Source organism: Methylibium sp., from assembly GCF_031393925.1.
Classification (GTDB): domain Bacteria; phylum Pseudomonadota; class Gammaproteobacteria; order Burkholderiales; family Burkholderiaceae_C; genus Methylibium.
The window spans coordinates 1-13,467 of the sequence record NZ_JANMWL010000087.1 but is presented as its reverse complement, the minus strand read 5'-3'; the positions used below and the strand labels follow the sequence as shown (position 1 = coordinate 13,467).

10 protein-coding genes are annotated in these 13,467 nt (G+C 66.6%); 9 read left to right on the top strand and 1 reads right to left on the bottom strand.

The window, feature by feature from the left end:
• Positions 1–67: 67 nt before the first annotated feature.
• The 6 genes from RMO12_RS05415 (at position 68) to RMO12_RS05390 (ending at position 8,682) form a co-directional block, all read left to right on the top strand.
• Entirely contained in the window at positions 68–781 is a 714-nt protein-coding gene (locus RMO12_RS05415) for a LuxR family transcriptional regulator (RefSeq protein WP_309638500.1), read from the top strand.
• A gap of 372 nt (positions 782–1,153) precedes the next feature.
• Complete coding sequence (locus tag RMO12_RS05410; RefSeq protein WP_309625023.1) at positions 1,154–2,443, top strand: HlyD family efflux transporter periplasmic adaptor subunit; 1,290 nt, start codon at positions 1,154–1,156, stop codon at positions 2,441–2,443.
• 9 nt (positions 2,444–2,452) lie between these two features.
• Positions 2,453–4,591, top strand: a complete 2,139-nt coding sequence (locus tag RMO12_RS05405) for a peptidase domain-containing ABC transporter (RefSeq protein ID WP_309625022.1) — start codon at positions 2,453–2,455, stop codon at positions 4,589–4,591.
• A gap of 101 nt (positions 4,592–4,692) precedes the next feature.
• Positions 4,693–5,466, top strand: coding sequence for a trehalose-phosphatase (gene otsB, locus RMO12_RS05400; RefSeq protein WP_309638499.1), 774 nt, complete (start codon positions 4,693–4,695; stop codon positions 5,464–5,466).
• On the top strand, positions 5,463–7,259 hold the full coding sequence (locus RMO12_RS05395; RefSeq protein ID WP_309638498.1) for a glycoside hydrolase family 15 protein: 1,797 nt from the start codon (positions 5,463–5,465) through the stop codon (positions 7,257–7,259). Before otsB ends, RMO12_RS05395 begins: the two co-directional genes overlap by 4 nt.
• A 31-nt stretch (positions 7,260–7,290) precedes the next feature.
• On the top strand, positions 7,291–8,682 hold the full coding sequence (locus RMO12_RS05390) for a trehalose-6-phosphate synthase (protein ID WP_309625019.1): 1,392 nt from the start codon (positions 7,291–7,293) through the stop codon (positions 8,680–8,682).
• 43 nt (positions 8,683–8,725) lie between these two features.
• On the opposite strand, the gene RMO12_RS05385 is transcribed toward RMO12_RS05390, so the two are convergent.
• Positions 8,726–9,514 carry an SDR family oxidoreductase gene (locus RMO12_RS05385; RefSeq protein ID WP_309638497.1) on the bottom strand — a complete coding sequence of 263 codons (789 nt, stop codon included), beginning with the start codon at positions 9,512–9,514 and terminating at the stop codon, positions 8,726–8,728.
• A 159-nt stretch (positions 9,515–9,673) separates the two neighbouring features.
• Here RMO12_RS05385 and mnmG point away from each other — a divergent pair, with 159 nt between their 5' ends.
• The 3 genes from mnmG (at position 9,674) to RMO12_RS05370 (ending at position 13,272) form a co-directional block, all read left to right on the top strand.
• Positions 9,674–11,653 (top strand): tRNA uridine-5-carboxymethylaminomethyl(34) synthesis enzyme MnmG, encoded by a 1,980-nt coding sequence (gene mnmG, locus RMO12_RS05380; RefSeq protein WP_309638501.1) that lies wholly within the window; start codon positions 9,674–9,676, stop codon positions 11,651–11,653.
• A complete protein-coding gene (rsmG, locus tag RMO12_RS05375; RefSeq protein WP_309625016.1) occupies positions 11,650–12,339 on the top strand; it encodes a 16S rRNA (guanine(527)-N(7))-methyltransferase RsmG in 690 nt (229 codons plus the stop codon). Before mnmG ends, rsmG begins: the two co-directional genes overlap by 4 nt.
• Before the next feature lie 159 nt (positions 12,340–12,498).
• Complete coding sequence (locus tag RMO12_RS05370; protein WP_309638496.1) at positions 12,499–13,272, top strand: ParA family protein; 774 nt, start codon at positions 12,499–12,501, stop codon at positions 13,270–13,272.
• The last annotated feature ends 195 nt before the right edge of the window (positions 13,273–13,467 follow it).

The following is a 13,467-nucleotide window of genomic DNA, read 5'->3' as shown; positions in this document are numbered from 1 at the left end:
AGCTGTAAACCTTGTCAGGGGCGCATCCGATCGGTCTCGCCACCGACGTTTTTCGGGAATAAGACACATGCTGCAGGGCAGCTATCAATCGGTGTTGGAAGCGAAGAGCCGCGATGAGTTTCGTGGGGAAGTGATGCGCTTTACGAAGCAGCTGGGCTTCGAGACTATGTCGGCGGTCACGGTCGTGGACCACCCGATCGGGGAAACCGAATTCGTTGCTGTTAACAATGCGCCAGCGGCTTTCAGCGAAACGCTGGATGACCCCGAAGGATGGCGTCTGGATCCTGTTCTTCAGCATTGCAAGCGTCATAGCGTGCCCATCATCTGGGACCAGAGCACCTATGTGTCCGCTGGTCAAGCCGGCAAATGGGAGGCGCAAGCGCGCTTCGGATATCGAACCGGCATCTGCTTGGCGCTTCATATGCCAGAGGGACGCCACTTCATGATTGGTGTTGATCGCGATCAGGCGCTGCCCAAAGACCCGATCGAGATTACGCGCTTGGTGGCGGATCTTCAGCTTTTTGCAGTTCATGCGCAGGACACGGCAATGCGTGTGTTGGTGCCTCAACATCTTCAGCCGGAGCGACCCAACTTGACCCCTCGCGAACTCGACAGCTTGCGCTGGACGATGGAAGGAAAAACCGCTTGGGAGGTCGGCTCGATCATGGGTATCGCCGAACGGACGGCCGTTTTGCATGTCAGCAACGCGATGCATAAACTGGGATGCAACAACAAGCATCAAGCAGTGCTAAAGGCATTGAGGCTTGGGCTGCTCCGCTAAGCGGGTTTGGATGGGTTTTCCCTGTACCTGTAAGAGTTGTCAGTTCCCCCTAGAGCTAGGGGCTGCTTCAATTCGGTTATCGCACCTGCTTCTAGGTGCCTTACCCGACTGGAGCCCACTGTGCAAAACATCCGCCAACTCGCGCAAGATTCGTCGTCCGATGTCTGCTCGACCGACGCGAGCCAACAAGAGGCTCAGGTTCAAACACAGCCTTTCTTGCTTGGCTCGGAATTGCTTTCACTGGTGGGCGGCGGTGTCACGCCGGCTCCTGGCCGCGGTTGGTAAGCCCGAACAGTCGCTGCTGAAGCGGGCGGCGGCCCGCCTCAACGCGCGGCGTATCTCGTGGGCGTGCAGAGAGTTTGCTGCGTAGGCATGCCCTCTCTGTTTCGCCCCGAAGTTCTCGACGCCCGCCAGCAAGCTTGGCTCGGTGGTGTTCAGCTCATCCGGCCGCTGTCGCTTTCGTTGCTGACAGCTTGCGCCGTCGCTGCGGCGGTGTTGGTCGTTGGCTATCTGTGCCTTGGCGAGTACACCCGCAAGGCGCGGGTGGCTGGCGTGCTGGTGCCCGATCTCGGCGTGTTGCGCCTGCTGCCGCCGGAGTCGGCGACGGTGCTGGAGCGCCATGCGCGTGAGGGGCAGGCGGTCAAACGCGGCGACGTCCTGTTTGTGTTGTCGGTCGACCGTGCGACCGCGAGCGGCGACGTGCAGGCCTCGGTGCAGCGCAGTCTGGCGGTCAAGCAGCGCAGCCTGCAGGGCGTGGTGCAGCAGCAATCCGATTTGCTCGGTGCGCAGCGCAGCGCGCTCGAGCGCCAGTTGGCGGACCGGCACGGCGAGCTCGCTCAGCTCGAAGGCGAAGCGCAGCTGCATCGCCAGCGCCTGGCCTTGACTCAGCAGGCCTTGGCGCGCTTCGAGTCACTGCGCGCCGACAACTTCATCTCTTCGGCGCAGCTGCAAGCCAAGTCGGAAGAGGTGCTCGCCGTGCAGGCGCAGTTGCAGGGGCTGGAACGGCAGCGCGCAGCGCAGCTGCGTGAGATCGGCACGCTAGAAGCGCAGCGGCGCGAGCTGCCGCTGCGTGCCCAGGCCCTTGCCGGCGAGCTGGAGCGAGACTTGGCCGGCATTGCGCAGCAGGCCGCCGAAACGCAGGCGCGCCAGCAAATCGTGGTGCGAGCGCCGGCCGACGGCGTGCTGGGCACGGTGCTGGCCGAGCCTGGCCAGGCGGTGTCGCCGACGGTGGCGCTGGCCAGTCTGGTGCCGGTTGACGCGAAGCTGCAGGCCCATCTCTACGCACCGTCCAGCGCGCTGGGTTTCGTGCAACCACAGCAGTCGGTACTGCTGCGCTACCAGGCCTATCCGTATCAGAAGTTCGGCCATCAGACCGGGCAGGTGTTGCAGGTGGCGCGCACCCCGTTGCAGGCCAGCGAGCTGTCGGCGGTGCCCCTGGCCGGCGTCGCCAATAACTACTCCACCGTCAATGGAGAACCGCTGTATCGCATCACCGTTGCGCTCGATCGGCAAAGCGTCGACGCTTATGGCAAGCGCCAGCCGTTGGTCGCCGGCATGCAGCTCGAGGCCGATGTGCAGCTCGACCGGCGCCGGCTCATCGAATGGCTGTTCGAGCCCTTGCTGGGCTTGACCGGCCGCGTTGCGCCTGTCGAGCGCAACTGACGCAGCGTCATGCTCGACGCTTTGCGACTCGGTTTCGGCGCGCGGCGCCTGGCCACCGTGCTGCAGACCGAGGCGGCCGAATGCGGCCTGGCGTGCTTGGCGATGGTGGCCGCGCACCATGGCCACCGGAGCGACCTGCCGACCTTGCGCCAGCGTTTTTCGCTCTCGCTCAAGGGCGCCACGCTCGCCGACCTGGTGCGCATGGCGGGCGCCTTGCAGCTCAACGCGCGCCCGCTGCGCGCCGAACTCGATCACCTGGCTCAATTGCAGCTGCCGTGCATCCTGCATTGGGACCTCAACCACTTCGTGGTGCTGGCCGCGGTGCGGCGCGGAATCGCGGTGATTCACGATCCGGCGCGCGGCGTGCGGCGCATGCCGCTGGCCGAGGTGTCGCGCCACTTCACCGGTGTGGTGCTCGAGCTCACGCCCGGCGCCGACTTCGAGGCCAAGACCGAGCGCCAGCACGTCGGCTTGCGCCAGTTGCTCGGGCCGGTGCGCGGACTCAAGCGCTCGCTGGGGCAGATCTTCGTGCTGGCCCTGGTGCTCGAGGTGTTCATGCTGCTCGGGCCGTTCTTCCTGCAGTGGGTCGTCGACGGCGCGCTGCTCAGCGCCGACCGCGACCTGCTGGTCACGCTGGTCATCGGTTTCGGTCTCCTGGTCGCCTTGCAGGTGGCCACCGGCGCCCTGCGTTCCTGGGCGGTGCTCTACCTGTCGAGCACGCTCAACCTGCAGTGGCTCGGCAACGTCTTCGCGCACCTCATGCGCCTGCCGGTGGCGTGGTTCGAAAAGCGCCACGCAGGCGATGTGATGTCGCGTTTCGGCGCCATCCAGAAGATCCAGCAGACGCTCACCACCAGCTTCATCGAGGCGGTGCTCGACGGCCTGCTGGTCGTCGCCACGCTGGCGATGATGTGGGTCTACAGCGGCATGTTGACCGCGATCGCGCTCGGCGCCGTTGCCGTCTATGCGCTGCTGCGCTGGGCCTTCTTCGCGCCGCTGCGCGAGGCCACCGAAGAGGCGATCGTCCATGACGCCAAGCGCTCGACGCATTTCCTCGAGTCGCTACGCGGCGTGCAGGCGATCAAGCTGTTCAACCGCCAGGACGAGCGCCGCGCGCGCTTCATGAACCTGGTGGTCGACGCGATGAACGCCGATATCGCCACGCGCAAGCTCGACCTGGCCTTCGGCGTGCTCAACAAGCTCGTATTCGGCCTGGAGCGCATTGCCGTCATCGGCATCGGCGCCCTGCTGGTGATGGACCAGCGCTTCACGGTCGGCATGCTGTTCGCCTTCCTGGCTTTCAAGGAGCAGTTCGCGCAGCGCGTCAGCGGACTGATCGACAAGATAGTCGAACTAAAAATGCTGCGCCTGCAGGGTGAGCGGCTGGCCGACATCGTGCTCACCGCGCCGGAGGCGCAGACCGAAGGCCTGCATGCGGCGCGCGAGATTGCGCCGCGCCTGGAACTGAGAGGTGTGGTGTTTCGCTACGCCGACACCGAGCCCGATGTGCTGAAGGGTGTCGACCTCGTCATCGAGCCCGGCGAAGCGGTTGCAATCGTCGGGCCGTCGGGTTGCGGCAAGACGACCCTGGTCAAGCTCATGCTCGGCATTCACGCGCCGCAGCTGGGCGAGGTCAAGGTCGGCGGCGTGCCGCTTGCCCAACTGGGGCTGGCACGCTGGCGCGACATGATCGGCACCGTGATGCAGGACGACCAGCTGTTTGCAGGCTCGATCGCCGACAACATCGGCTTCTTCGACACCGAGGCTGATTCGGCGCGTGTCGAACAGTGCGCGCGGCTGGCTTGCGTGAACGACGAAATCGAAGCCCTGCCGATGGGCTACCACACGCTGATCGGCGACATGGGCGCTAGCCTCTCGGGTGGCCAGCGACAACGCATCCTGCTGGCGCGAGCGCTCTACAAGCGCCCGCGTATCCTGTTCCTCGACGAGGCCACCAGCGCGCTTGATGTCGATCGCGAGCGGCTGGTCAACCAGGCGATCCGCGGCCTCAACATCACCCGGGTGATCGTGGCCCATCGCCCCGAGACGATAGCCTCGGCGAGCCGGGTGATCGTGCTGCAGGGCGGGCGCGTCGCGCAAGACCTGCGCAGCGTGGTGACTGCGCAGCAGGCCGACACCGGCCTCTGAAGGCTTGCCCCGCGCACGGGCGCAGCGGTCATGCCGCCATGCTGGGCATGCCTTCACCATGCGTTACGACGGACGGAGCGGTTATTTGTTACGGTGCCTGGGTGACCGAAGCCTCCCTGCCCCCGCCGTTGCCCGCGCTGCATCCGAGCAGCGCGCTCTTCCTGGACTTCGACGGAACGCTCGCCGCCATCGCGCCCCGCCCCGAGGATGTCCATGTGGCCGATTGGGTGGTGCCGACCGTTGCGCGCCTGCACGCCGCCCTGGGCGGCGCGGTAGCGATCATCAGCGGCCGCCCGTTGACCGAACTGGACCGGCTGCTCGCGCCGCTGCGTCTGCCGGCGGCGGGCGTGCATGGTGTGGAGCGGCGGGACGCCCAGGGCCGCACGCGCGTGCAGGCCGGCTCGCTGCCCGAGGACGTGTTGCGCACGGCTGAGCAGTTGCTTGCGCGCTATCCGGCGCTGCAGCTCGAGCGCAAGCCTTCCGCGCTGGCCTTGCACTACCGCGGCGCGCCTCACCTCGACGACGTGTGCGCCCACGCGATGTTGGCGGCGGTACGCCCCTACGCCGATTGGGTGGCGCTGATCGGCAAATGCGTCGTCGAGATCAAGCCCAGGCGCGCAAGCAAGGGCAACGCGGTGCGCGAATTCCTCGAGTCCGCCGCGTTTGCAGGGCGTGAGCCGCTGTTCATCGGCGACGACGCCACCGATGAGGACGGCTTCACGGCGGTTCAGGCGGCCGGCGGCACCGGTGTGAAGGTGGGCGACGGACCGAGCGGTGCGCGCTGCCGGCTCGCCGACCCCGAGGCTGTGCGCCGCTGGCTTGAAGCCGCGGCCAGCGCCTTGGCGCCACTTGCCGTCGCGGGAGTGGTGCGGTGACGCGGCCGGCTTCGCTCGAGCTGGGCCTGATCGGCAACTGCGCGATCAGCGCCTTGGTCGATCGGCAGGCGTGCATCGTCTGGTGCTGCCTGCCGCGCTTCGACAGCGACCCGGTGTTTCACGCGCTGATCGATTCGCCCGAGGGCATACCCGCCGACGGTGCGTTTTCGATTGAAATTGAAGACCTCGTTCGTAGCGAGCAGGCCTACGACGAAGGCACGGCGATTCTGCGCACGCGCCTCTTCAACGGCCACGGCGACGCCATCGAGATCGTCGACTTCGCGCCGCGTTTCTTCAACCGCGGACGCTCGTTCCGACCGGCCCTGCTGGTGCGTCGCGTGCGCGCGCTGCAGGGGCATCCGCGCGTGCGCGTGCGCTTGCGCCCGCGCGGCGACTGGGGCCGCACCGTGCCGCCGGTGGCGCGCGGCAGCCACCACCTTTGCTACGCCATGCCCCACGGCAACCTGCGGCTCACCACCGACGCGCCGGTGATTTACGTCCACGACGAAACCTGGTTCTCGCTGGCCGAGCCGCTCAACCTGCTGCTCGGCCCGGACGAGACGCTCGAGCGCGGCGTCGGCGAGGTGGCTCGCGGGTTCGAGGAACAGACCGCGCTTTACTGGCGCGGCTGGACGCGCTCGCTGGCGTTACCGCTGGAGTGGCAGGACGCGGTGATTCGCGCTGCCATCACGCTCAAGCTGTGTCTGTACGAGGAGACGGGTGCGATCGTCGCGGCCATGACCACCAGCATTCCCGAGGCGCCGAACAGCCAGCGCAACTGGGACTACCGCTATTGCTGGCTGCGCGATGCTTTTTTCGTGGTGCGCGCGCTCAACAGCCTGTCGGAAGTGGCGACGATGGAGGAGTACCTGCGCTGGCTGCACAACGTGGTGCGTGACGCCAAGGGCGGCCACATCCAGCCGCTCTACGGCGTGGGCCTGGAAAAGCAGATGCCCGAGCGCCAGCTTGACCACTTGCGCGGCTACCGCGGCATGGCACCGGTGCGTGTGGGCAACCAGGCGCATGAGCATGTGCAGCACGACGTCTACGGCAATGTGGTGCTTGGTGCGTCGCAATCCTTTTTCGACAAGCGCCTGTTCCGCGGCGCCGACGCAAGCGACTTCGCGCTGCTCGAAGCCGTCGGCGAGCGCGCCTGGGCCGTGCATGACCAGCCCGACGCCGGCATGTGGGAGCTGCGCACGCGCGCGCGCGTGCACACCTCGTCGGCGCTCATGAGCTGGGCCGCCTGCGACCGCCTCGCCAAGATCGCCACGCGCTTCGGGCTCGGCGAGCGCCATTCGATGTGGCGCACGCGCGCCGATGCGATCCGCGAGCGCATCCTGCGCGAAGGCTGGAGCGACAAGCGCAAGGCCTTTGCCGAGAGCCTAGGCGGCCACGACCTCGATGCCAGCGTGCTGCTCATGGCCGAGGTGGGCTTTCTCGACCCGCAGGACGCGCGCTTCATCGCCACGGTCGATGCGCTGGAGACGAGTCTGTGCGATGGCCCCTACATGCGCCGCTACGAGGCGGCCGACGATTTCGGGCGGCCCGAGACATCGTTCAACATCTGCGCGTTCTGGCGCATCGACGCGCTCGCGCGCATTGGCCGCAAGGCACAGGCGCGCGAAATCTTCGAAGCGATGCTCGCGGCACGCAATTCGCTAGGCTTGTTGTCTGAAGACACCGACCCGCGCAACGGCGAGCTGTGGGGCAACTTCCCGCAGACCTACTCCATGGTGGGCGTGATCAACGGTGCGGTGCGGCTGTCCGCTCCTTGGGACACCGTGATCTGAGAACAAGAGAAAAAAGAACAGAAAGGCGCCCATGGTCGGCAGGCTGGTGGTGGTTTCCAACCGGGTCGGCGATCCGCGCAAGGCCGCGGCCGGCGGCTTGGCAGTGGCGCTGGGTGATGCGCTCGCGGTGAGCGGCGGCATGTGGTTCGGCTGGAGCGGCAAGGTCGTCGAGAACGGGCCGCGCGGCGAGGGTGAGCTGCATGTGCAGCAGTCCGGCAAGGTCACGCTGGCAACGATCGATCTCGGCCGCGAGGACTACGACGCGTACTACGCCGGCTATTCCAATCGCGTGCTCTGGCCGGTGTTCCATTACCGGCTCGACCTCGCTGACCTGGACGCCGGCTTTTTCGACGGCTACCAGCGGGTCAACCGCTTGTTCGCGCGCAAGTTGCTGGATCTGCTGCGGCCCGACGACATCATCTGGGTCCACGACTACCACCTGATACCGTTGGCCGCCGAGCTGCGCGCGCTGGGCTGTCAGCACCGCATCGGCTTTTTCCTGCATATCCCACTGCCGCCGCCGCTGATCCTGGCGGCCATTCCCGCGCACGAGTGGCTGATGCGCTCGCTGTTCGCCTACGACCTGGTGGGTCTGCAGAGCGCAGCCGACTTGGCGCATTTCTCGGGCTACGTGATCGCCGAAGCCGGCGCGGAGCTGCTGCCCGATGACCACTTCCGCGCTTTCAACCGATTGGTGCGCGCGCGCGCTTTTCCGATCGGCATCGACGTCAACGAATTCCAGGCGCTGGCCGAGACACCGGAATCGATGGAGATGCGCGACACCTTGCGCGAGCAGTACGCGCGTCGTCAGTTGCTGGTGGGCGTGGACCGGCTTGACTACTCCAAGGGCCTGCCTCAGCGCCTGCGCGCCTTTCAGCGCCTGCTCGCCAACTACCCCGAAAACCAGCAGAGCGCCACGCTCATCCAGGTCGCAACGCCCACGCGCGAAGGCCTCGCCGCCTACGACGAAATTCGCAAGGAGCTCGAGGGGCTGGCCGGCCAGATCAACGGCGACTACGGCGGGCTCGAATGGATGCCGGTGCGCTACATGCACCGCACGCTGGCCAGGCGGCGCCTGCCAGGCCTCTACCGCGCCGGGCGGGTGGCGCTCGTCACGCCGTTGCGCGACGGCATGAACCTCGTGGCCAAGGAGTTCATCGTCGCGCAGGATCCGCAGGACCCGGGCGTGCTCGTGCTGTCGCGTTTTGCCGGCGCTGCCGAGCAACTGAGCGAGGCGCTGCTGGTCAATCCTTACGACACGGGCGCCACCGCCGAGGCGATGCAGCGCGCTCTGCGCATGCCGCTGGGCGAGCGGCGCGAGCGGCACCAAGCGCTGCTCGGGCGCGTGTGTGAGCACGACGTCCATTGGTGGCGGCGCGGCTTCCTGCAGGCGCTGGCCAGCGCGGAGCGCGCGGTGGGGTGAGCATTTTCGGTGGCGCGGTGCGCCGCGCGCCGGGGAGGCTGCGCTAGAAGTGCGCAAGATAGCCGCCATCGACCACCAGCGTGTGGCCGGTGATGTAGCTCGCGGCATCGGAGGCAAGAAATACCACCGCACCGGCAATTTCGGCCGGCTCGCCGACGCGCCCGAGCGAGCTGCGTTCTCGCAGGTGGTCGGCCGTCTCGGCGCTGCGCGCGAAGCCGGCATTGGTTTCGGTGGCGAACATGCCCGGCGCCACCGCGTTGACGCGCACGCCACGCGGCCCGAGCTCGGCCGCCAGGGCCCGCGTCAGCGCTGCCAGGCCGCCCTTGGCCATGGTGTAGACGGTGTCGCCCCGGTTGGCGATGGGGCCAGCGATCGAAGTGATGTTGATGATGCTGGCGCCCGTGTCCGGCAGGCGCTCGGCCGCCAGCCGGGCCAACTCAAAGGGCGCCAGCAGGTTGGCTTCGATCAAGCGGCGTGCATCGCCCGGGACAAAGGATTCGAGCGGCCGGCGGTCACGCAAGCCGACGTTGTTGACCAGGATGTCGAGCGCCGCGCGCCCGGTCGGCGCCGCGGCGTCGAGTCGGTGGAAAGCGGTAAGACGCCCCGCGGCGTCGGTGACGTCGAAGGGCAGGGCGTGCGCCTGCAGCCCCTCGGCCAGCAGGCGCCCGACAGCGTCTGCCAGGCGGGTCGGATCGCGGCCGTTCAACCACACCGTAGCACCGGCTTCGCCCAGGCCGCGCGCGATCTCCAAACCCAGCCCGCGGCTGGCGCCGGTGACGAGCGCGACGCGGCCGGCCAGCGCTCGGGGGTGAAAGGGTGAGGGTGATTGCATGCTTTCGGCCTCGCTTCGGTGCGGTTTGGCCCGCGCCTCGGTGTGCGGTCGGCGCGGCCGCATTGTCGCTGGCTGCGTTGCGCGACCTGCGCGTGTGCGGTCGGCCCGCGTTGCCTAAAATTGCGACTTGGCCCGGAAGTCATCGGGCAAGGCAAACCCATGATCTATCCCCAGCAATTCGACGTGATCGTCGTCGGCGGAGGTCACGCCGGTACCGAGGCGGCGCTGGCGGCCGCGCGCATGGGCTGCGACACGCTGCTGCTCACTCATAACATCGAGACTTTGGGTCAGATGAGTTGCAACCCGTCGATCGGCGGCATCGGCAAGGGCCACCTCGTCAAGGAAGTCGACGCACTCGGCGGCGCCATGGCCCTGGCCACTGACGAAGCGGGCATCCAGTTCCGTATCCTCAACGGCTCCAAGGGGCCGGCGGTGCGGGCGACGCGGGCCCAGGCCGACCGCGTGCTTTACAGAGCGGCGATTCGCCTGCGTCTGGAAAACCAGCCCCAGCTGTGGTTGTTTCAACAGGCGGTGGACGACCTGATGCTCGAGGGCGATCGCGTCGTGGGCGCTGTCACGCAAGTGGGCATTTGCTTTCGTGGCAAGACAGTAGTGCTGACGGCCGGCACTTTCCTTGACGGCCGCATCCACGTGGGCCTGCAAAACCATGCGGCGGGTCGTGCCGGCGATCCGGCGGCGATTCGACTGTCGGCGCGGCTGAAGGAAATGAAGTTGCCACAGGGGCGCCTGAAGACAGGGACACCGCCGCGCATCGATGGCCGCACGATCGACTTCTCGCGCCTGACACCTCAACCCGGCGACGGCGTTGCCGGTGCCGACGGCACGCCACCGATGCGGCGCGTCCCGGTGTTCAGCTTCATGGGCGACGCCGCCATGCACCCGGCCCAAATGCCGTGCTGGATTACCCACACCAACCAGCGCACCCACGACATCATTCGCGGCGGCTTCGACCGCAGCCCCATGTTCACCGGCGTGATCGACGGGGTGGGTCCGCGCTACTGTCCGAGCATCGAGGACAAGGTCAACCGCTTCGCCGACAAGAGCGAGCACCAGATCTTTCTAGAGCCCGAGGGACTGAGTACCAACGAGTTCTATCCGAACGGCATTTCGACTTCGCTGCCCTTTGACGTCCAACTCGCTGCGCTGCGCTCCATAGTCGGCCTGGAAGTTGCCCACATCCTTCGGCCCGGCTACGCGATCGAGTACGACTATTTCGATCCGCGAGGGCTGCGCGCGAGCTTCGAGACCCGCGCCATCGGCGGGCTGTTCTTTGCGGGCCAGATCAACGGCACCACCGGCTATGAAGAAGCGGCGGCGCAGGGTCTGCATGCCGGCATGAATGCGGCCTTGCAGGCGCGCGGCCGCGACGCCTGGACACCCGGGCGCGACCAGGCTTACCTGGGCGTGCTGGTCGACGACCTCATCACGCAAGGCGTCACGGAGCCGTACCGGATGTTCACCAGCCGGGCCGAGTTCCGCCTGCAATTGCGTGAGGACAACGCCGATCTGCGCCTCACCGAAACAGGCCGTCGGCTGGGCTTGGTCGGCGACGAACGCTGGAGCGTCTTCGGTCGACGCCGAGATGCGATCGCCCGTGAGACCGAGCGGCTGCGCTCGAGCTGGGTTAATCCGTCTGTCGTCGCGGCGGCCGACGCCGAGCGGTTGGTCGGCAAGGCGCTTGAACACGAGTATTCGCTGGCTGACCTGTTGCGGCGGCCAGGCGTTGGTTTCGACGCCGTCACTGAACTGAGCGCTTGCGTTGTTTCACGTGAAACGCTGCGGAGTGAACTCGGTGAAAGTTGCGCAGACGAGGTTATTGAGCAGCTGGAAATATCCATCAAGTACGCCGGCTATATCGACAAGCAGCAGCAAGAGATTGAGCGGGCCTCGCACTATGAGCAGCTTGTCTTGCCCGCCGATCTGGACTATCACCAGGTCCATGCGTTGAGCCACGAGGCGCGCCAGAAGCTGCACGCGCAGCGCCCGGCCACGCTGGGGCAGGCGTCGCGCATCTCGGGCGTCACGCCTGCCGCGATATCGCTGCTGTTGGTGCATCTCAAGAAGGGGCGCCTGCCGCGTGTCGCAGCAGACCACGACGTTGGCGCTGCCGCCGCATGACGACCTCCGCCGCGCCGCAGCCGCTCGTGTTGGCGCTGCGGTGCGGTCTCGAAGGGCTCGGCCTGGCGATGAGCGAGAAGCAGCAGGCTCAGCTGCTGCACCATCTGGCACTCGTTTCGCAATGGTGCCGCGTCTACAACCTGACGGCTGTGCGTGATCCGGCTGATATGCTGACCCAGCATTGCCTGGACAGTCTCGCCATCGTCCGCCCCTTGCATCGTCATCTGGCCGACCGCGCAGCGGACGTGCTCGACGTGGGCAGCGGGGCCGGATTTCCCGGAGTCGTCCTTGCCATCGCCTGCCCGCAGTTGGGCGTCACCTGCGTTGACGCGGTGGCCAAGAAGGTGAGCTTCGTCCGCCATGTGGCCGGCGCGGTCGGGCTGCCCCGCCTGACGGCAGTGCATGGCCGAGTCGAAGCGTTGGCGGCGTGCGGGTGGGACGTCGTCGTTTCGCGCGCATTCGCTTCACTGGCGGATTTCGTGTCACTCACTCGGCCCCTGCTGAAGGAGGGCGGAGTCTGGCTCGCCATGAAGGGGCAAGTGCCAGAAAAAGAGATATTGGATCTGCCAGAAGACATCGACGTGTTTCACGTGGAACGTCTTCAGGTTCCAGGGCTGGGGGCTCAGCGGTGCCTCATTTGGATGAGGCTGCGCGACGACACGTCACGGGTATCTTTAAGCGGCTGAGCGTCTTTTCTTGACCTTCATAGGGGTGGCCGCAAGAATCGAGCGGTTTCGTGGGCCGGCCGGTCACGAGCGTTCAAAGTCTGCTTTCTCTGCGCCGCCCCAGCGCGTAAGCGGTCACTCACATAGCGAATTTCGACAGCCCAGGACGGTTTCACCACCATGGCCAGAATTTTTTGCGTGGCGAACCAGAAGGGCGGGGTCGGCAAGACCACCACGACCGTCAACCTTGCTGCCGGGTTGGCGCAGATCGGCCAACGCGTGCTGACCGTCGATCTCGACCCCCAGGGCAACGCCACGATGGGCTCGGGCATTGATAAGCGCACGCTGGAACTCTCCGTCTACGACGTGCTGCTGGAGTCCGCGTCGATCGCCGAGGCCCGGCTGCGCTCGCCCAAGGCCGGTTACGACGTGCTCGGTGCCAACCGCGAGTTGGCCGGCGCCGAGATCGAGCTGGTGCCGCTCGAGCGGCGCGAGCAACGCCTGAAGGCCGCACTCGCCGCCGTGCAGGAGGAATACGACTTCGTGCTCATCGACTGCCCACCGTCGCTGAGCTTGCTCACGCTCAACGGCCTGTGCTCGGCCCACGGCGTGGTGGTGCCGATGCAATGCGAGTACTTCGCGCTCGAGGGCCTGTCGGACCTGGTCAACACCATCAAGCAGGTGCATGCCAACCTCAACCGCGAGCTGCAGCTGATCGGCTTGCTGCGGGTGATGTTCGACCCGCGCATCACCTTGCAGCAGCAGGTGAGCGAGCAACTCAAGACGCACTTTGGTGAGAAGGTATTCAACACCGTCATTCCGCGCAACGTGCGGCTGGCCGAAGCGCCCAGCTATGGCCTGCCCGGTGTGGTGTTCGATCCGCAATCGAAAGGCGCGCTGGCATTCGTCGAATTCGCGCGCGAGATGGTTGCGCGGATCGACACCCTGCGCTGAGATGACGACATCCACGCACCTGCGGTGCTGCCTCCCGAGGCGGCGCTCGGCCGTCTTGGGTCGGCCCGGCCAAGGCTGAGCCCGCGGTCAGCGCGCATGCCGGCGTGCTGTTGCGCTGCGACGTCGAGTTGCTCGCCTGCGGGCAGGTCGCGTTGGAGGACGATCTGATACGCGTCTACGACGTGTTCACGAGTC